This is a genomic window from Streptomyces sp. NPDC007095 (genome assembly GCF_040634475.1).
GTDB lineage: Bacteria > Actinomycetota > Actinomycetes > Streptomycetales > Streptomycetaceae > Streptomyces.
In genome coordinates this window covers 31,894-57,957 of the sequence record NZ_JBEYFS010000037.1, presented here as the reverse complement: position 1 = coordinate 57,957, position 26,064 = coordinate 31,894, and the positions used below count along the sequence as shown (strand labels likewise).

At 70.2% G+C, this 26,064-nt stretch carries 23 protein-coding genes and 1 pseudogene; 15 read left to right on the top strand and 9 right to left on the bottom strand.

Going from position 1 to position 26,064, the window contains the following annotated elements; genetic code table 11:
- Position 1: 1 nt before the first annotated feature.
- Both ABZ656_RS15420 and ABZ656_RS15415 read right to left on the bottom strand, forming a co-directional pair.
- Positions 2-742: a bifunctional DNA primase/polymerase gene (locus tag ABZ656_RS15420; protein ID WP_360268198.1), complete on the bottom strand. Its 741-nt coding sequence runs from the start codon at positions 740-742 to the stop codon at positions 2-4.
- 178 nt (positions 743-920) lie between these two features.
- Positions 921-1,586: a TetR/AcrR family transcriptional regulator gene (locus ABZ656_RS15415; RefSeq protein WP_360268195.1), complete on the bottom strand. Its 666-nt coding sequence runs from the start codon at positions 1,584-1,586 to the stop codon at positions 921-923.
- Between the two features lie 313 nt (positions 1,587-1,899).
- Between ABZ656_RS15415 and ddaH the strand changes: the two genes are divergently transcribed.
- On the top strand, positions 1,900-2,721 hold the full coding sequence (gene ddaH / locus ABZ656_RS15410; protein WP_360268192.1) for a dimethylargininase: 822 nt from the start codon (positions 1,900-1,902) through the stop codon (positions 2,719-2,721).
- Between the two features lie 90 nt (positions 2,722-2,811).
- On the opposite strand, the gene ABZ656_RS15405 is transcribed toward ddaH, so the two are convergent.
- From ABZ656_RS15405 to ABZ656_RS15395, 3 genes are all read right to left on the bottom strand, one after another.
- Complete coding sequence (locus tag ABZ656_RS15405; RefSeq protein ID WP_360268189.1) at positions 2,812-3,807, bottom strand: small ribosomal subunit Rsm22 family protein; 996 nt, start codon at positions 3,805-3,807, stop codon at positions 2,812-2,814.
- A gap of 380 nt (positions 3,808-4,187) precedes the next feature.
- A complete protein-coding gene (locus tag ABZ656_RS15400; RefSeq protein ID WP_360268223.1) occupies positions 4,188-5,360 on the bottom strand; it encodes a serine hydrolase domain-containing protein in 1,173 nt (390 codons plus the stop codon).
- A complete protein-coding gene (locus tag ABZ656_RS15395) occupies positions 5,315-6,697 on the bottom strand; it encodes a multidrug effflux MFS transporter (RefSeq protein ID WP_360268186.1) in 1,383 nt (460 codons plus the stop codon). The genes ABZ656_RS15400 and ABZ656_RS15395 overlap by 46 nt, the downstream gene beginning before the upstream one ends.
- Positions 6,698-6,807: 110 nt before the next feature.
- On the opposite strand from ABZ656_RS15395, the gene ABZ656_RS15390 reads away from it, so the two are divergent.
- Positions 6,808-7,815, top strand: a complete 1,008-nt coding sequence (locus ABZ656_RS15390; protein ID WP_101405491.1) for a Gfo/Idh/MocA family oxidoreductase — start codon at positions 6,808-6,810, stop codon at positions 7,813-7,815.
- Between the two features lie 74 nt (positions 7,816-7,889).
- Positions 7,890-8,675 carry an SDR family oxidoreductase gene (locus tag ABZ656_RS15385; RefSeq protein ID WP_360268183.1) on the top strand — a complete coding sequence of 262 codons (786 nt, stop codon included), beginning with the start codon at positions 7,890-7,892 and terminating at the stop codon, positions 8,673-8,675.
- Between the two features lie 276 nt (positions 8,676-8,951).
- Here the strand turns inward: ABZ656_RS15385 and ABZ656_RS15380 are convergent, their stop codons facing one another.
- On the bottom strand, positions 8,952-10,175 hold the full coding sequence (locus ABZ656_RS15380; protein ID WP_360268180.1) for a D-alanyl-D-alanine carboxypeptidase: 1,224 nt from the start codon (positions 10,173-10,175) through the stop codon (positions 8,952-8,954).
- Positions 10,176-10,512: 337 nt separating this feature from the next.
- On the opposite strand from ABZ656_RS15380, the gene ABZ656_RS15375 reads away from it, so the two are divergent.
- Entirely contained in the window at positions 10,513-11,988 is a 1,476-nt protein-coding gene (locus ABZ656_RS15375; RefSeq protein WP_360268177.1) for an FtsX-like permease family protein, read from the top strand.
- Between the two features lie 105 nt (positions 11,989-12,093).
- Entirely contained in the window at positions 12,094-12,810 is a 717-nt protein-coding gene (locus ABZ656_RS15370) for an ABC transporter ATP-binding protein (protein ID WP_101405487.1), read from the top strand.
- Positions 12,811-12,827: 17 nt separating this feature from the next.
- On the opposite strand, the gene ABZ656_RS15365 is transcribed toward ABZ656_RS15370, so the two are convergent.
- Both ABZ656_RS15365 and ABZ656_RS15360 read right to left on the bottom strand, forming a co-directional pair.
- A complete protein-coding gene (locus tag ABZ656_RS15365) occupies positions 12,828-13,820 on the bottom strand; it encodes an aldo/keto reductase (RefSeq protein WP_101405486.1) in 993 nt (330 codons plus the stop codon).
- Between the two features lie 58 nt (positions 13,821-13,878).
- The gene (locus ABZ656_RS15360) at positions 13,879-14,205 is read right to left on the bottom strand and encodes a nuclear transport factor 2 family protein (RefSeq protein WP_360268172.1); all 327 of its coding nucleotides are present in this window, start codon (positions 14,203-14,205) and stop codon (positions 13,879-13,881) included.
- A 142-nt stretch (positions 14,206-14,347) separates the two neighbouring features.
- Between ABZ656_RS15360 and ABZ656_RS15355 the strand changes: the two genes are divergently transcribed.
- The 10 genes and pseudogenes from ABZ656_RS15355 to ABZ656_RS15310 all read left to right on the top strand — a co-directional run bounded on the left by ABZ656_RS15355 (position 14,348) and on the right by ABZ656_RS15310 (position 24,790).
- On the top strand, positions 14,348-14,893 hold the full coding sequence (locus ABZ656_RS15355; protein ID WP_101405484.1) for a DoxX family membrane protein: 546 nt from the start codon (positions 14,348-14,350) through the stop codon (positions 14,891-14,893).
- Positions 14,894-14,952: 59 nt separating this feature from the next.
- Positions 14,953-15,138 (top strand): annotated as a pseudogene (locus ABZ656_RS15350) (MazG-like family protein); the annotation flags it as partial.
- Positions 15,139-15,226: 88 nt separating this feature from the next.
- On the top strand, positions 15,227-16,408 hold the full coding sequence (locus tag ABZ656_RS15345; RefSeq protein WP_360268169.1) for a tyrosine-type recombinase/integrase: 1,182 nt from the start codon (positions 15,227-15,229) through the stop codon (positions 16,406-16,408).
- Between the two features lie 1,010 nt (positions 16,409-17,418).
- Positions 17,419-18,948, top strand: coding sequence for a tyrosine-type recombinase/integrase (locus tag ABZ656_RS15340; protein ID WP_360268166.1), 1,530 nt, complete (start codon positions 17,419-17,421; stop codon positions 18,946-18,948).
- Positions 18,945-19,520 (top strand): DUF6262 family protein, encoded by a 576-nt coding sequence (locus tag ABZ656_RS15335; protein WP_360268163.1) that lies wholly within the window; start codon positions 18,945-18,947, stop codon positions 19,518-19,520. Before ABZ656_RS15340 ends, ABZ656_RS15335 begins: the two co-directional genes overlap by 4 nt.
- Before the next feature lie 231 nt (positions 19,521-19,751).
- Positions 19,752-20,384, top strand: coding sequence for a TetR family transcriptional regulator (locus ABZ656_RS15330; protein WP_360268160.1), 633 nt, complete (start codon positions 19,752-19,754; stop codon positions 20,382-20,384).
- Positions 20,385-20,448: 64 nt separating this feature from the next.
- On the top strand, positions 20,449-21,990 hold the full coding sequence (locus ABZ656_RS15325) for an FAD-dependent monooxygenase (protein WP_360268157.1): 1,542 nt from the start codon (positions 20,449-20,451) through the stop codon (positions 21,988-21,990).
- Positions 21,991-22,156: 166 nt separating this feature from the next.
- Positions 22,157-22,327: a hypothetical protein gene (locus tag ABZ656_RS15320; RefSeq protein ID WP_360268226.1), complete on the top strand. Its 171-nt coding sequence runs from the start codon at positions 22,157-22,159 to the stop codon at positions 22,325-22,327.
- 175 nt (positions 22,328-22,502) lie between these two features.
- A complete protein-coding gene (locus ABZ656_RS15315) occupies positions 22,503-23,825 on the top strand; it encodes a hypothetical protein (RefSeq protein ID WP_360268220.1) in 1,323 nt (440 codons plus the stop codon).
- A 299-nt stretch (positions 23,826-24,124) separates the two neighbouring features.
- Entirely contained in the window at positions 24,125-24,790 is a 666-nt protein-coding gene (locus tag ABZ656_RS15310; RefSeq protein ID WP_360268154.1) for a histidine phosphatase family protein, read from the top strand.
- 209 nt (positions 24,791-24,999) lie between these two features.
- On the opposite strand, the gene ABZ656_RS15305 is transcribed toward ABZ656_RS15310, so the two are convergent.
- The gene (locus tag ABZ656_RS15305; RefSeq protein ID WP_101405480.1) at positions 25,000-26,022 is read right to left on the bottom strand and encodes a LacI family DNA-binding transcriptional regulator; all 1,023 of its coding nucleotides are present in this window, start codon (positions 26,020-26,022) and stop codon (positions 25,000-25,002) included.
- Positions 26,023-26,064 lie beyond the last annotated feature (42 nt).

Sequence of the window (26,064 nt, the reverse complement as noted above, 5' to 3'; positions counted from 1 at the left end):
GCTAGTTGCGGTGGGGCCAGGCTGCCAGCTGGTCGTCCGACTCGTTCTCGCCCGCGTAACGGGCGCAGGCGTCCGTCAGTGCCTCAAGCAGGCTCAGGGGGTCGGGGAGTGGGTGTTCCGGGCCTCGTACCCAGTCGACCGTCAGGCCGCCGGGGAGCTGGGCCGGCGGCACGAGGACGTACGAGCCGCGGCAGTGCCAGCGCAGACCGGGGTGCTCGTCCGTCGTCTCGGGGTGCGAGTCCAGCTCGCACGGCCACCACTCGTCCTCGTCCTCGGGTGTACCGCGGGTGAGGGTGAAGAAGAACATGCGGCCGTCGCCGCTCTGCGCGACGGGCCCCACCTCCACACCGGCGGCGAGCAGCCGCTCCAGCGCCTCGCGGCCCGCGTCGACGGGCACGTCGAGGACGTCGTGCACCATGCCGGTCGCGGTAATGAAGTTGGCCTGCGGCTGGTGGCGGACCCATCGCTCGATCTGGGCACGGTCGGTCGTGGACTGGGTCTGCCAGGCGAAGGAGACGGGATGGCGCGCGGGGGTGGGACAGCCGACGCGGTCACAGGAACACCGGTAGCCGGAGGGATACGCGGCCTGCGCGAGCGGCAGCCCCGCGGCGGCAGCGGCGATCAGCAGGGCCTCGCGCCCGCCGTCGGCAGCGATCTCCGTCGCACCCTTCGGACGGCGACCACGCAGCCACTGGGAGATCCTGCCCTGCGCGCCGGAGCGGCGGCCGAACTCTGCGCTCATCAATCCCCTCGCCAAGCAGTTGTGCCGACAGCGGTCGTGTCGCGGCTTCCACGTCCAGCACGTTCACGTCGATTACGTCGATGGATCGTGCTGACAAACGCCTTCAACTACCTCTATGGTCCCACCCTCCTGCGCCCCGGATGGACAGAGCCCCCCATCCGGGGCGCTTTGGCATGATTCATCCCCGTGGAACGAGGCCGTACAGCGCGTAGTCGACGAGGGTGTCCGTATACGCGTACGAGATGGGGCCGGTGTGCTGGAGCCAGCGCTGCGCGAGCGGGGAGACGAAGAGTTCCAGGGCGATGCGGGGGTCGATGTCGGGCCGCAGGTCGCCCTTGTCCTGGGCGGACCGCAGCCGCTTCACGTAGAGCTGGAGCTGGGGTTCGAGGAGCCCCGCCACGAACTCGGCGCCGAGCGGTTCGTTGACGAGGCCTTCGGCGGCCAGGGCGCGGGCGGGGATCTCGAACCTGGGGTCCAGCAGTTCGTCGACGGTGGCGCGCAGGACCTGCTTGAGGTCGGCCGCCAGGTCGCCGGTGTCGGGGATGTCGTACGACTCCTGGCCCGCCTCGCGGGCGGTCCGCTCGCCGAGGTCCATGAAGGCGTCCAGGAGCACCGCGGCCTTCGACGACCACCACCGGTAGATCGTCTGCTTGCCGACGCCAGCGCGGGCGGCGATGCCCTCGATCGTGGTCTTGGGGTAGCCGACCTCGCCGACGAGGGCGAGGGCGGCGTCGAAGATCGCACGCCGGGACTTCTCGCTGCGGCGGGTGGAGTCGGGGGCGGGTCTGGCGAGGGCGGGTTCGCCGGGGGTGGGGTCGGCGGAGGGGCGGGGCGTGTGGGCCATGGGGCGAATTTAACAGGTGGACAAGACGGGGCGTCTCGTGACCGGCTGCGGGCCGGTGGGGGCTGGTCGCGCGGTTCCCCGCGCCCCTTGAGAGCGCCGGCGCGCATCTTTCAGCCCGTCCGGCGTTCGAGGACGAGGCCGTTCACGCCGATCGGGGGGTCCGGGGGCGTAGCCCCAGGGACGGGACGGGTAGGGACGGCGGGGCGAGAACCGTCGTGGCCCTGCGAAGTCCACCCGTTCGCCAGCGGGCCGACGGGCCCCGCGGACCGCACCATGGGCATCACCTGCCCCTGCGGTACGTGAGGAGCCCTCCTTGCAGCCTCCCCGCCGCGCCACACCCCGGCGCTATCTGATGTGCCCACCCGCACACTTCGACGTCACCTACGCCATCAACCCGTGGATGAACCCCGCCAAGCCGGTCGACGTGCCGCTCGCCGTCGCCCAGTGGGAGGACCTGCGCGGCCGTTACCGCGCGCTCGGCCACACGGTCGAGGAACTCACCCCTCGCCCCGGCCTGCCGGACATGGTCTACGCCGCGAACGGGGCGACGGTCGTCGACGGCCGGGTGCTTGGCGCCCGGTTCGCGCACCGGGAGCGCGAACCGGAGGCGGCTGCCCACCTGGAGTGGTTCCGCGCGCACGGCTTCCCGCACGTCCACGAGCCGGTCCACGTCAACGAGGGCGAGGGCGACTTCGCGGTCACCGCCTCCTACGTGCTCGCCGGCCGCGGCTTTCGCGCGAGCCCTCTCTCGCACGGCGAAGCCCAGGAGTTCTTCGCGCGACCGGTGATCGGGCTCGACCTGGTCGACCCCCGCTACTACCACCTCGACACCGCCCTCGCCGTCCTCGACGACACGACGGACGAAATCATGTACTACCCGCCCGCCTTCTCCCCCGGCAGCCGGGAGGTGCTGCGGCGGCTGTTCCCCGACGCGCTGATCGCCGGTGCCGAGGATGCAGCCGCGTTGGGCCTCAACGCGGTCTCGGACGGCCTGCATGTGCTGCTGCCGCAGGCCGCGACGGGGCTCCTCGGTCCGCTGCGCGAGCGTGGCTTCGAGCCCGTCGGCATCGATCTGAGCGAACTCCTCAAGGGCGGCGGCAGCGTGAAGTGCTGCACACAGGAGCTGCGGTGCTGAGGAGCGGAGGAGCTGAGGAGCGGAGGAGCTGAGGAGCTGAGGAGCGGAGGAGCTGAGGAGCGGAGGAGCTGAGGTGCTGAGTCCCGGCTGCTAGTCCTCCGTGGGCGGCGGTGGCCAGGCGTCGCCCCAGTCCGCGTCACGGGCCGCCCGGTACAGCGGCCCGTGACGCTTGGTCACCGTCTCGCGGTGCAGGGCCTCGTCGGGTCCGCACAGGTCCAGGAGTACCTGGCCCTTGCGGATCTGCGGCTTGCGTACGACGCGGGAGGGGGCCGGGGCCGACGGGAGACGGGTGGCCGCGACATAGCTGAACTTCTCGTCCTCGTAGGGCAGGGAGCCGCCCTTGACCTGACGGTGCAGGGAGGAGCGCGCGACCCGGGCGGAGAAGTGACACCAGTCCTCGCCGGGGACGATCGGGCAGGCCACGCTGTGCGGGCAGGGGGCCGCGACGTGGAACCCGGCGGCGATCAGTCGCTCCCGCGCCTCGATGACGCGCGCGTAGCCGTCGGGCGTACCGGGCTCGATGATCACGACGGCCTGGGCGGCGGTCGCGGCGGCGGTCACGACGGAGGCGCGGTCGGCGTCGGTGAGTTCGCCGAGGACGTAGGAGACGGTGACGAGATCAGTGCTCTCGATGGTGAGCGCCGATCCGATACGAGAGCGGTGCCATTCGGCGGACTTCAGCTCCGGGTTCGCCGCGGCGATCTCGCGGCCCAGTGCGAGGGCGGGCTCGGCCCAGTCGAGCACGGTCACGGGGCGGGCGCCCGCCCAGGTCGCGTTCACCGCCCAGGTCGCGGCGCCCGTGCCGCCGCCGACGTCCACGTGGCTCGCCGGCGTCCACTGCGGGACCGTGTCCGCGAACGCCTCCAGCGCCGATCGCACCGCCTCGAATGTCGCCGGCATGCGGTAGGCGGCGTACGCGACCACGTCCGAGCGGTCGCGGAGGACCGGGGTGTGGGTGGGGGTCGTTCCCCGGTAGTTCGCGATCAGCCGGTCGACCGCCTGTGTGGCCGCCTTCGGCGGGAGGCCGTCGAGGAGTCCGGCGAGGGCGGTACGCAGTGTCTCGGCGGGGTGTACGGGGACGTTCACCCGCCGATTCTACGGTCGCCGCAACAGCTCCCTCGCCCCCTCCGCCCCTACCCGTCCCATCCCAGGGGGCTCCGCCCCCAGACCCCCGCATCGGCCTGAACGGCCTCGTCCTCAAACGCCGGACGGGCTGAAGGACGCGGGCCGGGGGGTACGGCCTGCGACGCAGCCCTCGAACGCCGGACGACCCGAGGTCTTCAGGGGCGCGGGGAACCGCGCGCCCAGCCCCCACCGGCCTGCGGACGAAGCGCACGGGACGGGCGGGGATCCGGAACCCAGCCCCGGCCCAGGGGCGCGGGGAACCGCGCGCCCAGCCCCCACCGGGCCGCAGTCCAACGGCTACCGACCAGCCACGACGCACCCGCAGTGAACAGAACCCCGGCTCACGCTCCCCGTACCGCCCGCGCCAGCCGCGTCGCCGCCTCCGCCCGGGGCGCGCTGTCCGGTGGGCGGCGGCGGGGATGCACCGTGTTCGCGAGGAGCACCAGGAACGTGTCCGTCGCGGGGTCCAGCACAAGGGACGTACCGGTGAAACCGGTGTGCCCCGCGGCGCCCCGCCCGGCGAGCGCACCCATGAACCAGGGCTGGTCGACGGCGAAGCCGAGGCCCGGCGGGGTGAGCATCAGCTCGACGAAGTCGGGGCCGAGGATGCGGGCGGGGCCGTAGGAGCCGCCCGCGAGAAGGGTCCGGCAGAAGACGGCGAGGTCGTGGGCCGTGGAGAAGAGGCCCGCGTGCCCGGCCACCCCACCGAGCGCCCACGCGTTCTCGTCGTGCACGACCCCCCGCAGCATCCCCCGGTCCGCCTTGGCCCACGGCCGCCGCTGGTCCTCGGTCGCCGCCGCCCCCGCGCACGGCCCGAAGGACGTGGCGGTCATCCCCAGCGGCCGGGTGATCCCGTCGCGGACGAGGACGTCGAGCGTACGGCCGGTGATCCGTTCCAGGACGTGTTGGAGGAGCAGCAGGTTCAGGTCGGAGTACGCGTACTCGCCCGGCTGGGACGAGGGGGCCTCGGCCCGCAGCAGGGCCAGACGCGCCGCGTCGTCCGGGCAGTCGTACAGCGGGAGTTCGGGGCGCAGCCCGGAGGTGTGCATGAGCAGCTGTCGTACGGTGATGTCGTGGGCCGAGGCCGCCCGGAAGTCCGGCAGATACGCCCCCACCCGCGCGTCGATCCCCAGCGTGCCCCGCTCCAGCTGCTGCACCGCGGCGACCGCCGTGAACAGCTTGGTGAGGGAGGCCAGGTCGAAGGGGGTGTGGACGGTCATCGGCCGCCGATCCCCGGGCGGCAGTTCGACCCCGGTGTCGGTCTTCTCGTCGTACGAGGAGTAGCGCACAGCCCAGCCCGCCGCCTCCTCGACGGCGATGACCGGGCCGCGGCCTGCGACCAGCACGACGCCCGCCGCCCAGGGGCGCGGCCCACGGGTGAGGGTGCGGACGTCCCGTACGAGGTGGCGCAGTTCCGTCGGGTCGAGTCCGGCCCGTTCCGGGGTGTCCGCGCGCAGTCTCGGTGCGCTCAGCTGCCCGCCGCCTTTCCGTCCACAGTGTGTCCCGTCTGCCAGGGACGGCACAGTCCCACGAAGAAGGCGATGGCCACCAGGACCGCCGCCAGTTGGACGACGGCCATCGGGACCGCGGTGTGCTCCCCGGCGATGCCGACGAGCGGGGAGGCGATCGCGCCGATGAGGAAGGAGGAGGTGCCGAGCAGCGCGGACGCGGAGCCGGCCGCGTGCCGTACCCGCATCAGGGCCAGCGCCTGGGTGTTGGGCATGGCGAGGCCCATGGCGGACATGAGGACGAAGAGGGCCGCGGCCACCGGGACGAGGCCCGCCTTGCCGAAGACGCCCGTGGAGAGCAGCAGCAGCGCCGTCGCGGCGAGGGTGATGAGGCCGAGGCCGACGGCGAGAACCTTGTCGAGGCTGACCCGGCCGACGAGGATCTTGCCGTTGATCTGGCCGACGATCACCAGGCCGACGGAGTTGATCCCGAAGAGCAGGCTGAAGGTCTGCGGGGACGCGCCGTAGATCTCCTGGATCACGAAAGGAGAGGCACTTATGTACGCGAACAGTGCCGCGAAGGCGAAGCCGCCCGCCAGGGTGTAGCCGGTGAAGACGCGGTCGGCGAGCAGTCCGCGCATGGCGCGCAGCGCCTCACCGACGCCGCCGCCGTGACGCTGTGCGGGCTGGAGGGTCTCGGGGAGCCTCCTCCAGACGAGCGCGGTGAGTGCGATGCCGACCGCCGTGAGGAGGACGAACACGCCCCGCCAGTCGGTGGCGCGCAGGATCTGGCCGCCGATGAGGGGCGCGACGACGGGGGCGACACCGGAGATCAGCATGAGGGTGGAGAAGAAGCGGGCCATCGCCATGCCGTCGTACAGGTCGCGTACGACGGCTCGCGCGATCACGATGCCGGCCGCGCCCGCGAGGCCCTGGGCGAGGCGGAAGGCGACGAGGAGTTCGACGTTCGGGGCGAGGGCGCACAAGGCGGTGGCGAGGACGTAGACGACGAGGCCGACGAGGAGCGGGCGTCTGCGGCCCCACTTGTCGCTCATCGGTCCGACGACGAGCTGGCCGAGCGCCATCCCCGCGAGGCAGGCGGTCAGCGTGAGCTGGACGGTGGCGGCGGGTGCGTGCAGGGAGCGGGTGACCTCCGGCAGCGCCGGGAGGTACATGTCCATCGACAGCGGGGGCGTGGCGGTGAGTCCGCCGAGGATCAGGGTGACGAGAAGGCCGGTGCGGCGGAGGGCACCGGGGTCCGGCGCTTCGAGCGCCGCCGGTGCGTCGGGTGTCGCCGGTGCGTCGGGTGTCGCCGGTGCGTCGGCCACCGCCGTGTTCGGTATGTGCCCCTCCGGGGCCTGTGGGCCCTTCGGGTCCCGTCTGGTGTGCCCGCGCTCGGGCATGAGCCCCTCCCTCTTCGAGTAATCCGCCACCTATGCTCTCAGTTCGAACGGAGTGTTCGGGGTCACAGAACGTCAAGTGGCTGAGCGAGTGGCAGAGCGAAGGGCCGGGAATGACGGGCACGGGCGAGCGGGTGCGGTGGGGGATTCTGGCGACCGGCGGGATCGCGGCGGCCTTCACGGCGGATCTGGTGGACATGCCGGACGCCGAGGTCGTGGCCGTGGCGTCGCGGACGGACGCCTCGGCGAAGGCGTTCGCCGAGCGGTTCGGGATTCCCAGGGCGTACGGGGACTGGGCCTCGCTCGCGGCGGACGAGGACGTCGACGTCGTGTACGTCGCCACTCCGCACTCGGCGCACCGGGCCGCCGCCGGGATGTGCCTGGAGGCGGGGCGCCATGTGCTGTGCGAGAAGGCGTTCACGCTGAACGGGCGCGAGGCGGAGGAACTGGTCGCGCTCGCCAAGGAGCACGACCGCTTCCTGATGGAGGCCATGTGGATGTACTGCAATCCGCTGGTCCGGCGGCTCAAGGGCCTCGTCGACGACGGTGTGATCGGTGAAGTCCGCACTATTCAGGCCGACTTCGGGATAAATGGCCCGTTCCCGCCCTCACACCGGCTGCGGGACCCCGCGCAGGGCGGTGGCGCGCTGCTCGATCTCGGCGTCTATCCGGTGTCGTTCGCACAGTTGTTGCTCGGGGAGCCCTCGGGCATCACCGCGAGAGCGGTGCTCTCCGACGAGGGCGTCGATCTCCAGACCGGAGCACTGCTCACCTGGGAGAGCGGCGCTCTCGCTTCGGTGCACTGCTCCGTCAACGGTGGCACCCCCGTCTCGGCCTCCGTCACCGGCTCCCAGGGCCGCATCGACATCCCGGGCGGCTTCTTCTTCCCGGACCGGCTCGTGCTGCACCGCGACGGCCGCGACCCCGAGGAGTTCACGGCCGACCCGGCGCACGGCCCGCGCACCAGCCTCAAGCACGAGGCAGCCGAGGTGATGCGCGCCCTGCGGGCCGACGAGAAGGAGTCCCGGCTCGTCCCCCTCGACGGCAGCCTCGCCGTGATGCGGACGCTCGACACGATCCGCGCCCAGATCGGCGTCCGCTACCCCGGAGAGACCGACTAGGACGGTCTGACCAGGACGGTCCGACCAGGACGCCGACACCGCACGGCCGCCCCTCCTGATTACGCTGCGGGCCCATGAATGCCCTCAACGACTCGAACGCCCTGCCCGCCTCGCAGGCGAAGATCGCGGTGGTGACCGGCGCGGGCTCCGGCATCGGCCGCGCGGTGGCCGTCGAACTGCTGCGCACCGGCTGGTCGGTGGCGCTCGCCGGACGCAAGCCGGAGACGCTGGAGGAGACGGCGGCCCTCGCCCTGGAGGCGCCCTCCCTCGTCGTACGCACCGACGTCTCGCGTCCCGACGACGTGGCGGCCCTGTTCGACGCGACGCGCGAGCGCTTCGGACGGCTGGACCTGCTCTTCAACAACGCGGGAACGTTCGGGCCCGGCGGCGTCCCGGTCGAGGAACTGCCCTACGAGGCATGGCTGCACGTCGTGAACACGAACCTCAACGGCGCTTTCCTGTGCGCGCAGGCCGCGTACCGGCAGATGAAGGAGCAGGACCCGCAGGGCGGCCGGATCATCAACAATGGCTCGATCTCGGCGCACACGCCCCGCCCGCTGTCGGTGGCGTACACGGCGACCAAGCACGCGCTGACGGGGCTGACCAAGTCGCTGTCCCTGGACGGGCGTCCGTACCGGATCGCCTGCGGTCAGATCGACATCGGCAACGCGGCGAGCGACATGACCGCGCGCATGCAGACCGGAGTGCTGCAGGCGAACGGGGAAACCGTGGCCGAGCCGGTGATGGACGTGGCGGACGTGGCGCGCACGGTGCGGCACATGGCGGAGCTGCCGTTGGAGGCGAATGTGCAGTTCGCGACGGTACTGGCCACCGCGATGCCGTATGTCGGGCGCGGCTGACGGGCTGCGGACGGCTCGTCAACGGCTCAACCTACACAAACGGAAGCTGAATCTCCGTACCGTTCGGGCCGGTGGCGGGCTTATGCTCGTGACTTCTCCACCAGAGCTTCACACTTGGAGTGGAGGACTTCGGTACGACCACGGTCCACACCGAGGGGGGTGGTGGCAGCCGTTCCGCGGCCCGGGTGGGGGCGGACCTCGCGCGGGACCGCGAGGTGAGCTCCGGGCCTCGGAACGGCTGCCCCAACAACGACCGGCCGCCAAGGGCCGCCACGGTCAGCCCTGCTGCCGACCCCGCCGGCCCCGCTGGTTCTGACCGTCCTGAGGTTCTTCCAGGGCCTCGTCCCCCGCCGCACTCCGCCGCCTGCGCCACGCGTACGCCCCACCCGCGAGCAGCGCGACCGCTCCCCCGGCCCCGCCGACCAGCCCCCACGACGACGAGCCGTCGCCCGCGACCGTCGCGGACGCTCCTGCCGCCGCCTTCGCCGCCTTCCGGGTGGGGGTCGCGGAGGCGCCGCCCTCGCTGAGCGGATCGACGAGGGCGCCCACGGACTGGGCCTTCGCGCCCTCCTTGAACCCCCAGTCGAGCAGCGCGGCCGTCTCCTCGTAGACGCCGCTGCCGCCGCTCTTGGGGTGCATCACGGTGACGAGGAGGGTCCGCCCGCCGCGGGTCGCGGCGCCGGTGAAGGTGTTGCCGGCGTTGCTGGTGTAGCCGTTCTTCACGCCGATGAGTCCGTCGTACGTCGGCACACCCCACGCACCCGTCAGCAGGCGGTCGGTGTTCTGGATCTGGAAGGTCTTCTTGCCGCCCGCCGGGAAGTTCGCGGTCTTCGTGTGGCAGTAGGCGCGGAAGTCGGCGTCGGCGAGGCCGTGGCGGGCGAAGAGCGTCAGGTCGTACGCGGACGACACCTGCCCCTTGTGGTCGAAGCCGTCGGGGCTGACCACGTGGGTGTCCAGGGCCTGCAGGTCCTGGGCCTTGGCCTGCATCTGGGAGACCGTCCTGGCGAGGCCGCCGTTCATGTGGCTGAGGACGTGCACCGCGTCGTTGCCGGAGCGCAGGAAGACGCCGAGCCACAACTGCTCGACGGTGTAGGTTATGCCGGGCTTGACGCCGACCATGCTGGAGCCCGAGGGGATGTCGGCGAGGTCGGCGTCGGTCACCCTGTGGCGCTCGGTCCGCTCGAAGTTCTTCAGCACGGTGTCCGCGAAGAGCATCTTCAGCGTGGAGGCGGGCGCCAGGTGCGTGTGCGCGTGGTACGAGGCGAGCACCTCGCCGCTCTCGTGGTCGGCGACGAGCCAGGAGCGGGCGGTGAGCCGCTTGGGCAGCCCCGAGGCGCCGCGCACCTGGACGCCGGCGCGGGCGAGCCGCTCACCGCCGATCACGGGCGTGGCGGCCGACGCCGGGGAGGCCGCGGCCAGCGGGACGGCCGCGACGAGGCCGAGGGCGGCACGGCGGGACAGCTGAGCGGCACGCGGGGGGACGGGAGAAGAATCGCGCATCCCGGGACCGTACAAAAGAAGTTCGCGGGTCCGTACGCCGGGGTCTCGAAGTCGCCACGCGACGGGGCCTCAAAGAAAGGTCACAGCGCGCCCAAAGGCAGGACAAAGGAACACTCCCGCCCGTAAGCCCGGCCGACTCATGCCCTCACCACCCCACCCAACAGGGGTTTCCTGGCAATAGCCCCTCCGGACCTTAGGAATCAGCTGTCTTACGGAATATTGATTCCGGACCCTACTTTCTCAGCTCTCACACATCTCTTACTCAGCCCCGCTCAAAGGTTTCTCCATAGCTTGTGGCCGCGCCCACAGCGGGCGCCAAGAACCTTTGGGGAACGGGATGTTTGGCATCTATCTCAAGCGTGAGCTGAGCCGGCGCAAGAAGGCGGCCCTGGTGATCGCCATGGGTCTGGCGCTCGGAATCGCGCTGGTCATCACCGTCAACTCGGTGTCGGCCGGCATGCAGCAGGCGCAGGACAAGGTCCTGAAGTCGCTGTACGGGCTCGGCACCGACATGACGGTGACGAAGGCCCAGGCGGCGCCTTCGAGCAACTCGTCCGGCAGACCGAAGTTCGACTTCAACGCCAAGTCGGACAGCTCCACCAAGCAGAGCTCGGACCGCGTGATGACGCAGGGCGGGCAGTCCCTGGCCTACTCCCTCGTCACCAAGGTCGCAGCACAGAAGGGCGTGGCGAGCGCCGTGGGCGCGCTGACCCTGAACGTCACCAAGGTCGACGGCTCCTTCACCCAGGGCACCGCGAAGTCCTCCACGTCCTCCGGGTCGGGCAGCTCCTCCCAGCAGGGCGGCCCCGGCGGCGGCCAGGGCGGCGGCAGCACGGGAGCGCCCCAGGTGCAGGGCGGCGGCGCCTCCTTCGACGTGAACTCGTACTCCGTCGCGGGCGTCGACGTCACCGACCAGGACCTCGGCCCGCTCGCCACCTCGAAGATCACCTCGGGCAAGACCTTCATGGCGGCGCAGACCGACGCGAAGGTCGCGGTGGTCAGCAAGTCGTACGCCAAGGAGAACAAGTACACCGTCGGCAAGACCTTCAAGATCTCCGGCACCAAGTACACGATCATCGGGATCGCGACGCCGGACAGCAGTGAGTCGACGACCGACGTCTACCTGCCGCTGAAGCAGGCCCAGACGCTGGGCGACGCGAAGAACAAGGTCACCACGATCTACGTCAAGGCGACCGACTCCAAGCAGATCACCACGGTCAAGGCGACCATCCAGAAGAACATCTCGGGTACGACGGTCACGACCTCCGCCGACCTCGCCTCCACCGTCTCCGGCTCCCTGTCGACCGCCTCGAACCTGGCGACCAGCGTCGGCAAGTGGCTGTCCGTCGCGGTGCTCGTGGCCGCGTTCCTGGTGGCTGCGCTGCTGACCTCCTCCGCCGTGTCCCGCCGGGTGCGTGAGTTCGGCACCCTCAAGGCGCTCGGCTGGCCCTCCCACAAGGTCACCCGGCAGGTCGTCGGCGAGTCCATCGTGAACGGTCTGATCGGCGGCGCGCTCGGCATCGCCATCGGCCTCGGCGCGGCGTACGCGGTGACGGCGATCAGCCCGAAGCTGACTGCGGAGCTCGGCAACACCGGTGGCGGTGGCGGCATGGGCGGCGGCCCCGGCGGTGGCGGTCCCGGCCGGCAGGCGGTCAAGAACACCATGGAGATCGCGCTCTCCGCGCCGGTCTCGGTGACCACCATCGCGCTCGCCGCGGGCCTGGCCATCGCGGGCGGTCTGATCGCCGGTGCGATGGGCGGCTGGCGCGCCTCGCGAATGCGTCCGGCGGACGCGCTGCGCAGCGTCTCCTAGTCCCTTCGGGCGATCCGTTCGCGCCCTACCGCTTCCTCTCTCCTCTCTCTCCTCTCTCCTCTCTCCTCTCCCACTTCAACGCCTGCTTCATCTTCGGAGAACCTCATGTACAAGCTCACCGGCGTCACCAAGCGCTACACGCGGGGCAAGGACACGGTGGAGGCGCTGCGTGGCATCGACCTCACCATCGAGGACGGCGACCAGCTCGTCATCCAGGGCCCCACGGGCGGCGGCAAGTCCACCCTGCTCCAGATGATCGGCGGTCTGGACCGTCCCTCCGCCGGCAGCGTCGAGCTGGACGGCGTGGACCTCGCCTCCATCAGCGAGGCCAAGCTGACCCGGCTGCGTGCCGAGAAGATCGGCATCATCTTCCAGTCGTTCAACCTCATCCCGACGCTGACCGCGCAGGAGAACGTCGAGACCGCGCTCGTACCGCTCGGGGTGAAGCCCGCGGAGCGGCGCGAGCGGGCCGCCGAGGCGCTGCGTTCGGTCGGTCTCGGCGAGCGGCTGACGCATGCGCCGTCCGAGCTGTCGGGCGGTCAGCAGCAGCGTGTCGCCATCGCCCGCGCGCTGGTCAAGAAGCCGAAGGTCCTCCTCGCGGACGAGCCGACCGGCAACCTCGACGAGGGCACCCGCGACGACATCATGGGGCTGCTGGAAGGGCTGTGGCACGAGTACGGGCTGACCTTCATCATGGTCACCCACGACTCGTCGATCGCCCGCCGGGCGCCGCGCCTCGCGACCATCAAGGCCGGGCAGATCACACTGACCGAGCAGGGAGGCCGGCGCCCCCTGTCCCAGCAGCAGTACGTCCAGCAGTAGGCGCGGCCCGGGGCCGCTCACCGTCCCAGCACGCGGTCGGCCTCGGCCAGCTGCGCGGCGGTGAGCGGCCCTCGCGCGATCGCTCCGGCGTTCTCCTCGGCCTGGGCGACCGAGCGGAAGCCGGGGATCGGGACGGTGCGCGGGCTGCGCGCCCACAGCCAGGCGAGGGCGCCCTGCGCGAGGGTACGGCCGCCGCTGGTGAGGATGTCCCTGAGGGCGTCGACCCGGGCGAGCCAGTCCGGGTCGGCGCCGCTGTCGCGCCGGAAGCCGGGCAGCCAGGCGGGCGGCGCGCTGCGGATGTCCCCGGCCTCCAGTGCCCGCCCGGCGCTCTGCCCGCCGGTGAGCAGCCCCATGGCGAGCGGGCTGCGGTTGATGCTCGCGAGGTTCGACTCCTCGCAGAGCGCGAGGAGTTCCGGCGCGTCCTGAAGGACGTTGAGACGGTGCTGTACGGCCGCGCAGTGCGGGCCCCGCGCGAACACGGCGGCTCGCGCCGGGTCGTCGGTGCTCCAGGCGTACGAGCGGATCAGCCCCTCCCGCACCAATTCCTCACAGGCGTCGCGAAGTTGGGCGGCCCGCTCCGGGTCGGCGTCGGAGAGGTGCAGCTGGTAGAGGTCGACGTGGTCGGTGTCGAGGCGCCGCAGTGAGGCGGTCAGGGCACGGCGGACGTACGCGGGGGAGTCGTCGGAGCCGGTGCACAGGCGGCGCTCCTCGTCGATGACGTTGCCCCACTTGGTGGCGACGACCACGTCCGCGCGCCGCTTGCCCAGCGCCCGCGCGAGGACGCGTTCGCTGTGCCCCGTCCCGTACGCGTCCGCCGTGTCGAAGAACGTCACGCCGAGGTCGAGGGCCCGCCGGACGGCCCGTACGGACTCCTCGTCGTCGACCTTTCCCCAGCCGAGCGGCTGCCCGTCGGGACTCGACCACTCGCCCCCAATGGCCCAACAGCCGAAGCCGAGGGCGCTCACCTCGATACCGGTCCGTCCCAGCGTCCTGTTCCCGATGCTCTCCATGCCTGCGGACGCTAGGAGTTGGAGCGCACGCGAAGGCAAGACCCCCGGACGTTTCCGGCTACGCCTGGCCGGTCTCGAAGCGGGTGATCCTGCCGCCGTCGTCGACGGTGAAGCTCCACCTCGTCTTCATCTCGCCCCAAGTGTCGTTGTTGTAGCGGGCGATGAGGGAACGGCCGCCGTTCGACTCGTTGTCGACCTCCATGTGGCCGCGGGAGGAGAAGATCTCCCGATCGGTCCAGTCGGCGAGGTCGCGGTCGGCACCGTCGTCGGACATGGTCGCGTCGGGTGCGAGGACGGCCCGGAAGGCGTCACGGTCATGGGCGTTCACAGCGGTGACGAAGGCCCGGACGGCCGGGTCGCTGAGTTTCGCTACCTGAATCGTCATGGGAGTCACCCTCACACCGGTCCCCGGTGCCCGCCACCCGAACGGCACCCCGAACACGTCGGTCACGCGTCATCGGTGCGACGGTGGAGACACGGGAGGGACCGTTGACCGTTGCCGCCGTCCGTCTGCTCTGGGAGCCACCGTGACCTGTTACGACCGAAGCGATCTGGGACTGCTGTTGCTCCGTCTGGGCACGGGCGGAGTGCTGGCCGCGCACGGGGCGCAAAAGCTGTTCGGCTGGTTCGGCGGGGGCGGCCTCGAAGGGACCGGGACCGCCATGGAGGCCATGGGCTACACGCCCGGCAAGGCGAGCGCGACGGCGGCGGGGCTGGCCGAAGCCGGCGGGGGCACCCTGCTGGCGCTGGGCCTCGCGACCCCCGCGGCGGGTGCGGCGGCGGCCGGGGCGATGGCGGGCGCGGCCGCGGTGCATCTGCCCAACGGGTTCTTCGCGATGAACGGCGGTTACGAGTACGCGGCGTCGCTGGCCCTGACGGCGGCGGGCCTCGCGGTGGCCGGCCCCGGCCGCCTCTCGCTGGACCACGCGCTCGGCCACACCGTGAACCGCGGCTGGATGGTCCCCGTCGCGCTCGGCGTGACGGCGGCGGCCACGCTGGCCGTGGTGGGCGCCCGGAACAAGAGGGTGCGCGAGGCGGCCGAGGGCAAGCAGGAGGCCCTGTTCGAAGAGTAGGCGCCGGAGCGGGGGTACGCGTGGGCCGGGACCCGCGGCCGGTGCGGGAAGCTTGCCCCATGGCTGATGACGACGTCTGGGAATCCATCGACCGCCTGCGCTCCTGGCTGGACGCCCACCGCACGCACGGCGGCCAGGAGGGCCTGCTGCTGCGCATCCTGAAACTGTCGGAGGAGGTCGGCGAGGTCGCCGAGGCGGTGATCGGCGCGACCGGCCAGAACCCGCGCAAGGGTGCCAGCCACACCTGTTATCTCTAGTAATTCCTGAAGTTCAGTTACCTAAGCGACGTTTGCGCGTTCTCTACGTGACAGACAACTATCTTGGGGGACTTCAGTGACGTTACCCGGACTCGGTTCCGAGCCCCGTGCCTACCGTGCCGAGAAGGCCATCAGGCCCTCCGACGGGGAAACGACGTGGATCGTCGTCAGCAAGGACTATGAGGTCCACCCCGAGGCGACCTCCTACCTGACCGCGCTGGCCTCCCAGGAGGACGCTTCCGTCAACACCCTGCGCAGCTACGCGGGCCGGGTGGCCCTGTACTTGTCCTACTGCGCGGAGTTCGGCATCTGCTGGTCGGCACCCACCATCGGGCAGCTTGCCCAGTTCTTGCGCTGGCTGGTTGACGTTCCGCTGCCTGCCAAGAGTCACAGGACGCTCGCCGGGACTCGGCACCGCAGCAAGAAGACCGCCAACGCGATCATGACCACCTCGTGCCAGTTCCTCAGGCACTGCTCCCTGCACGGATGGGTTGCTGCGGACCTGATCGCCCTGCTGACGGAGCCAAGGCTTCTCCACCACATGCCGGCCGGCTACAACACAGGTGAGGACGACCAGTACCGCACCGTCCACGCGCGGAAGCTGAAGTTCAAAGTCGCGGTCTCCGGCTACGAGTACCTGACCGATGAGCAGGTCCTGCTCATCATCGACCTCACGCGCCACGCTCGCGACCGTTTCCTCGTATCACTCCTGGCAGAGACAGGTGCGCGCATCGGAGAAGCCCTGGGCCTGCGACGAGAGGACATGCACCTGCTGTCGAATTCGGCGGTGCTCGGATGTCCAACCGTCGGCCCTCACATCCATGTACGCCGTCGCCAGAACTCCAACGGTGCCCTGGCCAAGTCCCGGCAGCCCCGATCGATCCCCGTCAGTGACGATCTGGCCGGTCTCTACGCCGACTACCAGTGGGAACGGGAAGCCGTGCCTGAGGCCGCGTCCTGCGACATGACGTTCGTCAACCTGTTCCGTGCTCCGTTGGGCTCTCCGATGAAGTACCAGGCCACGTACGACCTGTTCACGCGGCTCGCCAAGCAGGCGGGCTTCACCACCCGGCCCCACATGTTCCGGCACTCGGCCGCGACCCGGTGGATTCGTCAGGGCAAGCAGCGTCATGTGGTGCAGAACCTCCTCGGCCATGTCAGCGAGCAGTCGATGGAGATCTACCTGCACGTCAGCGACCAGGAGAAACGTGACGCGGTGACGGCGGTCTCAGAGATGCGAAGGGCGGCACGGCGGTGACCGGCAAGGCCGGCCTCGCGAGGGGCACGGGCGTCGGGACTCTGCCCATCGATGATCACCTTCTCCGATCCTGGACGGTGTGGCTTCAGGACGCCGTCGACATGAACTGGAGGCCCGGGGAGTGGCATCTTCACCATCTGCTGTTCGTCGGAGACCCGGAGAACCAGCTCACCGGTACGCGACGGTGCCGTCATCCTCTCTGCGACTCCCCGACCGAGAGCCCGACGTACTGCGGAAGCTGCAGCATCGATCGGCGCAAGTCCAAACTGACGGCAACGGAGTTCGATCAGGCCTTCGTCCCGCAGCGCAACCGACGGTTCCACGCGACTCCTGTGCGCTGCTGTGTCCCCTCTTGCGGACGCGACGGGATCAAGGGGCGGCTCTGCCACAGCCACTATTCGATCTGGCGCGACCATGTGCGCAGGTCGTACGGTCACAACGCCCGGATCGGCAGTTACGCAGCTGAGCGCGAGGCCTGGGCGAACGCCCAGGAGCCGTTTCCCGGGCTGCCGCTCTGCGCGGTTCGCGGGTGCCGAAGCGAGGAAAGCATTCCAACGCACCTCTGCCACCAGCACCGCAGCCTATGGGCGGCGTACGCCCGCGAAAGCGGCCGGGACAGCAACAAGGACCTGGCTGAGTGGACCGAGGCACGGGTGCCGTTCCTCCTCCAGAACGAGTTCAGCCTCGTTCCCCTTGAGGAAACGACGCGCCTTGAGCTGCTGTACGCCTTCCAGAAGCGGGATACGCGCGGTCAGATCCTCCGCCCGACTCTGATCAGGAAGATCGTCAAGCTGTTCGCCGGTATTCCCTCCGTGGCCCTTGCGGTGGGCGCCACACCTGGGCCCGCCGACACCACGTGCACCGCCACCCAGTCCCTGATCAAGGAGGTCAAGCGGGACATCGCCAGGGGACTCGACATGTTCCGCGGTGTCGACGAGACCACCAAACCGGTGTGGGACCTGCGCGCACTCGACACCCCTCTTCCTGCACGTACACGGACTGGGTTCCGTATGCGCGAAGGCGAGATCGACTTCACACCCATCCTCCAGCCGTGGCTTCGGGAAGTAGCCATGCACTGGGCTCGTACAACACTCCCGGGTTCATCGGCACTGCGTGACCGGCTCCTGGCCTGCACGATCGCCTCGCAAGCCCTCGCCATCCGGGATGTCGGCGCCGACCCGGCCGCACTGGGCTTCGCAGACATGACGGCCGTCGTCAATGAGTTCAGGGTGGCCCTACGCCGGGACGGGACGCCCCGCAGCAACGACTCCCGGGCCCGACTGCTGAAGCTCTTCACGGAGATCCTGGAATTCGGCCGTATGGAAGGCGTCCTTGGTGATCTCTCTCCTCGATTCGTCTTCCATCCGAACGAGCACCGCATCAAGCGGGCCAAGTCCGATGAGGACGACATCGGCAAGGCACTCCCTGAGTCGGTAGTCGCCCAACTCGACGAGCGGCTCGACCTCATTGGCATCGGGACGACCTACGGCAACATGTCAACCGACTGCATCCAGGCCATGTTCCGCACCGTCTACGTGCTGCTGAGGGACACCGGACGCCGCCCAAACGAGATCGGAGCTCTCGCTCTGAGCTGCCTGGAGTACGACGCCGGCGAGTACCAGCTGATCTGGGACAACACCAAGGCGGGGAGGCTCCGGAGACGACTCCCCCTCGACAGGGAAACCGTGACCGCGATCAGGGAATGGACCTCGGTCCGAGAGCGACTCGATCTGCCCTCAAGGGCCCTGCCCTTCCTGTTCCCGGCGATCACGGACAACGGTGCCACCGGCCATCTGACCACCGCCAACATCGGCGGCGCCATTCGGACGTGGGCTGATTCGATCCCGGAGATCCACTCCGAGGAGCTCGGCCCGGACGGCACACCACTGCCCTTCGACCGCTCCCTGATCTATCCGTACGCCTTCCGCCACTCCTTCTGTCAGCGCTACGCGGACGCTGGCATGCCGCAGCACGTCCTCCAGGATCTGATGGACCACAAGTCCGCTGATATCACCGCGGCCTACTACAAGGTGAGCATCAAGATGAAGCGGGAGGCCATCAACACCATCAAGAGCCTGACCACCGACTGCTTCGGCAAGTCTGCTCCGATGGGGTCGAGCACGGCGTACGAGATGCGGTCAGTGGCGGTGGCGTTCGGGAACTGCATCGAACCCACGAACGTGAGGGCCGGCGGGAAGGCATGCCCCATCCGGTTCCAGTGTGCCGGCTGTGGTTCCTATCGGCCCGATCCGTCCTACTTGCCCGCCGTTGAGGAACACATCCGTGCGTTGAAGGCGGATCGCGAGCTCGCTGCCGCCATGGGGGCAGCAGACTTCGTGATCCGAAACCTGAACGACCAGATCACAGCGTTCCAGGGCGTCAGCGAGAGCCAGAAGGAAAAGCTGGCCTCCATGCCCGATGAAATGCGAGACGAGGTCGAGGAAGCCAGCAAGGTTCTACGAAAACTCCGCGCTGGGGCCTCCAAGAGTGCTGTGAGCCTGGGCATGCCCGGATTCGGTCCTCCGGAAGTGGTCGCATGACCAACGAGCCGCGCACGCCCGCGCAGGTGCTGCTTGAATCCCGTCAGAAGGCCAGCCGGGAGAAGCGGGCCAAGGTTCTCGCCGTAGTGGACCAGATGAAGGCCGAGGGCGACCCGATCACGTTCCTCGCAGTCGCCAAGCGAGCGGCTGTCTCAAACTGGCTCGTCTACGCCGAAGGGGTCCGCGAGTACATCGAAGCCGCTCGCGCGGGCCAGGCGGTCGCCATGACCCGGCAGCGCAAGGAAGGATCAGTGGCCAGCCTCGCGAGCCTGACCACCGACCTTGAGTTCGCGCGCGCCCAGGTCCGAGCACTCACTGAAGAACGTGACCGGCTCAGGGCCGCTGTGCAGCGCAGCCTCGGCGAGCGGGTGGATGCCGTCTCGACCAAGGACTTGGTCGCCCGCATTCAGGAGTTGACGGTCGGCAATCAACAGCTCGCCGCAAAGTTGGCTCAAGCCGAGGCAGACGGAAGGAGCTTGCAGACCGAGCTGGCCGAGGCACAGGACGATCTGGCTGCCGCCCGGACAGCCCTGCGGAACATGATGCGGGACCAGAACCGCGACTCGTCCTGATGGGGTGCGTGACAGGTCGACGGGTGCTCTATCGAGGTGTCCATGCTCGGGGTAGGCGAGAGTGTCGCCCCGGCGGGGCCCAGCACACCGGCGTCATACCGGCCCAGTAGCACCGCTGGCGGCGCTTGGATGAGCGGGCGTACGACGCCATCGTGATCGGACAGGCGACCTGAAATTCTTGCCATTCTGGCAATCTTGCCGTCACGGCAAGCTTTGCCCTATGCTGCTCGCATGGCACCTGCAGACGAGGCCCGCACGACCGGGCAGCCCGGACTCCGCGAGCGCAAGAAGCGGGAGACCCGGGTCGCGCTGAGCCAGGCGGCGATCCGGCTCTGCGTCCTGCACGGTTGGGCCGATGTGACAGTCGATCAAATCGCCGCCGAGGCCAACGTCTCCGTCCGCACCTTCCGCAACTACTTCGCGAGCAAGGCCGAGGCGATCGCCGCTAGTCACGTGGAGCGAATGCTCAGGGTCGCCGACGACCTGCTCGCCCGCCCGGTCGGCGAACCGCTCTGGGACTCGCTTCTCTACGCAGTCCTGGACCAGTTCGTACCGTCCGGCAGCTCCGCGCCGCAGAACGAGCGTTGGCGCGAGGGGGTACGGCTGATGCTGGCCGAACCCGCACTGGCCGGTGAGATCGTCAAAGCCAACGCCGCCGCGCAGCAGGAGTTGGCCAAGGCCGTCGCACTGCGCACCGCCACCGACATCGAACGCGATGTCTACCCGAAGCTGGTCGCGGCCGTGGTCGCAGCCGGCAGCGCAGTGGCCGTTGAGCACAGCCTGCGCGCCGACGAACCCGTGCAGCTCGGCACGGTCCTGGCCCAGGTCTTCGAGCAGCTCGCCGCCGGCCTGCCCGTCCCATAGCGAGAGCGGCGACCATCTGGCTCTCGGTGCCACCCTTTCCCGTTCGCACCAAGGAGACGTGACCGTGACAGCCGACGTGATCATCGTGGGAGGCGGCCCGAACGGGCTGATGCTGGCCTGCGAACTTAGCCTGGCCGGTATCAGCCCGATCGTGCTGGAGCAGCTCCCGCAGCCCAGCACCGAACCCAAGGCCAACGGCCTGCTCGGCCAGGTGGTGCGCCTGGCCGATTACCGTGGCCTGTACGAGCCGCTCAGTGGCAACCCGGAGCCCCCGCAGCCGAACTCTGCCTACTTCATGTTCGCCGCCATGGGCCTCAATCTCGGACTGCTGGACGCCAGTCCGGTCTTCGGCCTCGCCGCCCCGCAGCACCGCATCGTGCAGGTCCTGGAGGAGCGCGCCCGCGCACTCGGCGTCGATCTTCGGCGCGGACACCGGGTCAGCGCCGTGACCCAGGACGAGGACGCCGTCACCCTCGACGTCACCGGCCCCGACGGCGACCAGCAGCTCCGCGCCCTATACGTGGTCGGCGCAGATGGCGCCCACAGCGTGATCCGCAAGCTTTCCGGGATCGCCTTCCCCGGCGTCAGCTACGACCGCCGTACAAACCGCACCGCTCACGCCACCGTCCCGGCCGACTGGGTCGATCCGGTCAACGGCGCCCTCGCCATTCCCGGCTACCGGCCTGTCCTTCCTTTCCTGCCCCACCGCGCCGACCAGGGCGGCTTCTCATACGCTCCGTTCCCCGGCCAGCCGCCGCTGGTCAGCACCACCGAGTGGGACCAGCCCGCCACGGACGAGCCGATGACCCTGGCCGAACTGGAGTCGAGTATCCGGCGGGTCCTCGGCGTCGACTTGCCGCTCGGCCCACCGGACGGGCCGGGCCCGCATGTCCTGCGGCGGCTGACCGGCGGCAACACTCGGGTCGCCGACCGGTTCCGCGACCGCCGGGTCTTTCTCGTCGGCGATGCCGCCCATGTCTACACCTCCGGCGGCGGCCCCGGGCTGAACCTCGGCCTGCAGGACGCCGCCAACCTCGGATGGAAGCTCGCTGCCACGCTGCGCGACACCGCCCCGCCCGGCCTGCTTGACACCTACGACATCGAGCGCCGCCAGGCCGCCCGCCGCATGGTGCTCAATGCCGAGGCGCAGTCCGCGCTCACCGCACCTGGGAGCGACACCACCACCCTGCGTGAACTCTTCACCGAACTGCTCACCCACCGGGAGGTCGTCCAGCACCTCGCCGACCTCACCGCGGGCACCGACGTTCGCTACGAGATGGGCATCACCGATCCTCACCCCGCAGTCGGCTACTTCGCACCGGAGCTGGAGCTGATCACGGGGACAAGGAAGGTCCGGCTCGCCGAACTCGCTCGGAACGCCCGGCCGTTACTCATAGACCTGACTGCAGATCAGTCGCTGGGAGTAGTACTGGCGAAAGCTGAAGACGCTATCGATCTCGTCATCGCGCAGGGCGGCCCGGCCGACCTCACCGGCCTGCTGATCCGCCCCGACGGCTACGTGGCCTGGGCATGCGGCTCACCCCGCCCGGACACGGCCCAGCGGGCTGCCCTGCGGACGGCCGTCGAGCGCTGGTTCACGGTCTGAGCAGCAGTCGCCCGCGTCGCCAGCCCCTCCGGCCCGGCGACAGCGCCAGCACCGATTCACTCGCAGACTGACGAGCCTGCTGGCCCTGCACGATGAGGCCTTCGGCCACCGGGGGAAACGTGCCTCACGTGCCTGACAACCGTGAAGAGCTCTGACCAGCATGTATATGCAGATCACCTCAGATAACACCTGGGACGACGTACGGTCCGAGCTCTGCGACGTCGTCATCACGGCTCTGATCGCCCTGCACACGCTGACGCCGGACGCGCGCGAGGTCTTCATGGCCCATCTGGCGGGCGTCACGGAGCGGTCACTCGGGGCAGATCCAACTCGGTGAGCCGCGCCCGCACTTGTTCACCCCATGGACGTGTGCGGGCCGTCGGCAGTTGGTGGGGACGGCCGAGCCTTCTCGTCGACATCACGCCGACGAAAGGGTCCCCGTGCAGGACTACGTTCTCCCCCGTGGCCGCAGGACGGTCGCCGCTGCCGGCGGGGTGCTCGCGCTCGCCGTCATGGGGCTGGGAAGCCAGGCCCGAGCGGCGAGTTTCGGGACTCCGACCCTGTCGCTGTCGGCGGCCTATCTGTCCGGCGCGGTGGGGGCGAGCGGGGATCCGGTCGTGAAGGTGACGGTCGCACAGAGCGGCGCGGACGCCGGGGCGCTCACGGTCACGGTGACCAAGAGCAGCAAGACCTCGGTGGCCACCACCGCCGACGTCACGGTCACCGGCACCGGCGCCACCCGCCAGGTCGCGGTCGCCGCGCGCGGCCGGGGCTACACCGACCTGACCGTGAACGTCACCGGCGTGGACGGCAAGACCGCCACCAAGACCCTGCACTACGCCGCGTCGGCCGCCGTCCAACAGGCCGCGGACAGCAGGTACTTCACGGGTTCCAGCGACGCCTCCGCCGCCGTGGACGTCGGGGGCGGCTATGCGGTGGTGGCGGACGACGAGTCCAACGCCCTGCGCCTGTACGACCGTTCGACCTCGGGCGCGCCCGTGAAGACCTGGGACTTCAGCTCGGACATCGGTGTCTCGAAGGAGATCGACATCGAGGGCGCCACGCGCGTCGGCGACACGATCTACTGGACGGGTTCGCTGGGCAACAACAAGGACGGCGAGTACAAGTCCGCCCGCAACACCGTCTTCACCACCAAGGTCAGCGGTTCGGGCGCGGCGACCGTGCTGTCGTACGGCGGCTCGTACGGGAAGCTCCGCGACGACCTCGTCGCCTGGGACGAGGCCCACGGCGACCGCTACGGCTTCGCGGCGGGCACCGCCGACGGCCAGGTCCCCAAGCAGATCGACGGGTTCAACGTGGAGGGGCTGGAGTTCGCGCCGGGGTCGACGACGACCGCGTACCTCGGCTTCCGCGCGCCGCTCGCCCCCGCGGTCGCCGGCGGCAAGGCGCTCCTCGTGCCCGTCACGAACATGGACAAGGTGGTCGGCAGCGGCGCCAAGGCCGTCTTCGGGACGCCGGTCGAGCTGGACCTCGGCGGCCTCTCCGTGCGCGACCTGCGCAAGAACGCCGCGAACCAGTACCTGATCGTCGCGGGCTCCTGGGCCGCCGACGACAACTCCGACCCGTACGCCCTCTACTCCTGGGACGGCGACCCGGCGCACGCCCCGGTCAAGCGGCTCGACCTGCCCACCTCGGACCCGGGCGGCTGGGAGTCGGTCGTCGATGTCCCGGATCTCACCGTTCCCGGCGCCCGCGCCCAGCTGATCACCGACGACGGCTCCGCCGACCTGTACGGCGACGGCACGGAGGCCAAGGACCTCACCCACCCCGAGTGGAAGAAGTCCCGGGCGACCTGGTTCACGGTCGGCGGGTGAGGCACGGGGCGGGCGGCCGGGACACGGGGCTGCTCCAGCCTGTGGGCTGTTTCGGCCTGTGGGCTGTTTCGGCCTGTGGGCTGTTTCGGCCTGTGGGCTGCTGTTCCCTGCGGGGCGGCTCTGCTCCGCAGGGCGGCTCTGCTCCGCAGGGCGGCTCTGCTCCGCAGGGCGGCTCTGCTCCGCACGGCGACCCCAACCGCCAGGGCCGCCCCGTCCGCCAGGGCCGCCCCGTCCGCCAGGGCCGCCCCGTCCGCCAGGGCCGCCGCGTCCGTCGTAGCGCCGTCTGAGAAGGTGACCGTATGCGCCTGATCCTCATCCGCCACGGCCAGACCCCGTCCAATGTGGCGTTCCTCCTGGACACCGCCGTCCCCGGCCCGGGTCTGACCGACCTCGGTGAGAAGCAGGCCGCCGCGCTGCCCCAGACGCTCGCGGACGTGGACATCGACCTGCTGTACGTCTCCACGCTGACCCGCACCCAGCTGACGGCCGCCCCGCTGGCGGCCGCCCGCGGCCTCGAGATGGTCGTACGGGACGGCATTCGTGAGCTGGAGGCCGGGGACCTGGAGATGATGCGCGGGGACACCGAGGCGGCCAGGACGTACTTCACGACGGCGTTCGCCTGGGTGGCCGGGGACACCGGGCTGCGGATGCCGGGCGGCGAGAACGGCAAGGAGGCGCTGGGCCGGTTCGACGCGGTGGTCGCGGAGGCCGCGGCGACCGGCGTGGGCAGCGTCGCCATGGTCAGCCACGGCGCCGCGATCCGGGTATGGACGGCGGCTCGGGCGCACAACGTCGACATGTCCTTCGCGGCCGAACACCGGCTGGACAACACCGACATCGTGATCCTTGAGGGCTCACCCGAGGAGGGCTGGACGGCGCTGACGTGGGCGGGCACGGACATCGGCGGCGTGGCTCACGCGCGGGAGAGCGGCCCCGCGGGACAGCCGTTGGGCCCGACCGCGTAGACGTCTCTCCGTCGTCCCGCGAGTGCGGGACCGTCCCACCGCGGATGCGGGACCGTCCCACCGAGTGCGGGACCGTCCCACCGCGGATGCGGGATTCTCACGCCGTGGATGCGGGACCCGTCGTCCCGCGAGTGCGGGACCCGTCCCACCGCGGATGCGGGATTCTCACGCCGCGGATGCGGGATCCGTCCCCTCCCGGTGCGGGATTCTCACCCCGGCGGCATGTTGTACGGCGTCACCACCTGGATCGCCGACGGCAGGAACGGACCCTCGTCCGGCAGCGCCTGCTGGGCCCGCATGATGGTCTGGCAGGCGCGCCGCATGTCCTGGCGCAGGTCGTGGTGGAGCACCGCGGACAGCTTCCCCTCCGCCAGCAGCCGGGTGTTGTCGTGGTCCAGGTCGTGCGCGACGAAGGCCAGCACCCTCCGGCCGAGCGCCGCGAAGGCGTCGATGGTCGCGGTGTTGCCGCCGCCGATGGAGTAGACGGCGTTGATCTCCGGATCCCGCTCCAGAGCCGCCAGGACCAGGGCCCGCTGGGTGGAGTCCAGCCCGTCGCTGTCCGTGATCTCGACCAGTCGGCGCAGGGGCCCGCCGCCGCGCATCCCGCTGCGGAAACCCATCTCGCGCTCCTCCTCGTTGCGGAAGGACCCCCGGCTGATCGTGACGAGCACATGGCCAGGACGGTCGGCGAGCCACTGGCGTATCAGGTAGGCGGCGGTGGCTCCGGCGGCCCGGTTGTCGATGCCGACGTACGCCAGCCGCGGGCTGCTGGGCAGATCCGTCACCAGCGTGACCACCGGGATGCCGGCCGTCACCAGTCGGCCGACCGCGGCGGTGACCTCGGGAACCTCCGGGGCCTTGAGGATCACTCCCTGCGAACCGCGCGCGGCGATCCTGTCGAGGTCCTTCACCAGCTCCGCCGCGGGGTCCGTCTCACGGAAGTGGAACCGTGAGCGCACGATCGCCGGGTGCAGGGACGGCAGTTCGGCCTCCAGGGCGTCGCGTACCGCCGAGGAGAACCGCTCCGGGGTCTGCATCACGATGTCGATCATGAAGGTGCGGCCGCCGATGCGGACCTGGGTGCGCTGCCGGTCCAGGTCCTTGATGGCCTGCTGCACCTCCCGCGCCGTGCTCTCACGCACACCGCCGCGATGGTTGAGGACCCGGTCGACCGTCGCCTCGCTCAGTCCGGCCTGCCGGGCGATCTCGCGGATCGTATACGGATGTCCCATGGCTTCCTTCGCTGCGTCCCGTGATCGCGGAGATCAATGAGG

What these genes read in the sequence shown, in the direction of transcription:
- ABZ656_RS15420 (WP_360268198.1), bottom strand. Translation starts at nt 742, where the DNA reads ATGAGCGCAGAGTTCGGCCGCCGCTCCGGCGCGCAGGGCAGGATCTCC.
- ABZ656_RS15415 (WP_360268195.1), bottom strand. Translation starts at nt 1,586, where the DNA reads ATGGCCCACACGCCCCGCCCCTCCGCCGACCCCACCCCCGGCGAACCC.
- ABZ656_RS15395 (WP_360268186.1), bottom strand. Translation starts at nt 6,697, where the DNA reads ATGCCCGAGCGCGGGCACACCAGACGGGACCCGAAGGGCCCACAGGCC.
- ABZ656_RS15390 (WP_101405491.1), top strand. Translation starts at nt 6,808, where the DNA reads ATGACGGGCACGGGCGAGCGGGTGCGGTGGGGGATTCTGGCGACCGGC.
- ABZ656_RS15385 (WP_360268183.1), top strand. Translation starts at nt 7,890, where the DNA reads ATGAATGCCCTCAACGACTCGAACGCCCTGCCCGCCTCGCAGGCGAAG.
- ABZ656_RS15380 (WP_360268180.1), bottom strand. Translation starts at nt 10,175, where the DNA reads ATGCGCGATTCTTCTCCCGTCCCCCCGCGTGCCGCTCAGCTGTCCCGC.
- ABZ656_RS15375 (WP_360268177.1), top strand. Translation starts at nt 10,513, where the DNA reads ATGTTTGGCATCTATCTCAAGCGTGAGCTGAGCCGGCGCAAGAAGGCG.
- ABZ656_RS15370 (WP_101405487.1), top strand. Translation starts at nt 12,094, where the DNA reads ATGTACAAGCTCACCGGCGTCACCAAGCGCTACACGCGGGGCAAGGAC.
- ABZ656_RS15365 (WP_101405486.1), bottom strand. Translation starts at nt 13,820, where the DNA reads ATGGAGAGCATCGGGAACAGGACGCTGGGACGGACCGGTATCGAGGTG.
- ABZ656_RS15360 (WP_360268172.1), bottom strand. Translation starts at nt 14,205, where the DNA reads ATGACGATTCAGGTAGCGAAACTCAGCGACCCGGCCGTCCGGGCCTTC.
- ABZ656_RS15340 (WP_360268166.1), top strand. Translation starts at nt 17,419, where the DNA reads ATGCGCGAAGGCGAGATCGACTTCACACCCATCCTCCAGCCGTGGCTT.
- ABZ656_RS15335 (WP_360268163.1), top strand. Translation starts at nt 18,945, where the DNA reads ATGACCAACGAGCCGCGCACGCCCGCGCAGGTGCTGCTTGAATCCCGT.
- ABZ656_RS15330 (WP_360268160.1), top strand. Translation starts at nt 19,752, where the DNA reads ATGGCACCTGCAGACGAGGCCCGCACGACCGGGCAGCCCGGACTCCGC.
- ABZ656_RS15320 (WP_360268226.1), top strand. Translation starts at nt 22,157, where the DNA reads ATGCAGATCACCTCAGATAACACCTGGGACGACGTACGGTCCGAGCTC.
- ABZ656_RS15315 (WP_360268220.1), top strand. Translation starts at nt 22,503, where the DNA reads ATGGGGCTGGGAAGCCAGGCCCGAGCGGCGAGTTTCGGGACTCCGACC.
- ABZ656_RS15310 (WP_360268154.1), top strand. Translation starts at nt 24,125, where the DNA reads ATGCGCCTGATCCTCATCCGCCACGGCCAGACCCCGTCCAATGTGGCG.
- ABZ656_RS15305 (WP_101405480.1), bottom strand. Translation starts at nt 26,022, where the DNA reads ATGGGACATCCGTATACGATCCGCGAGATCGCCCGGCAGGCCGGACTG.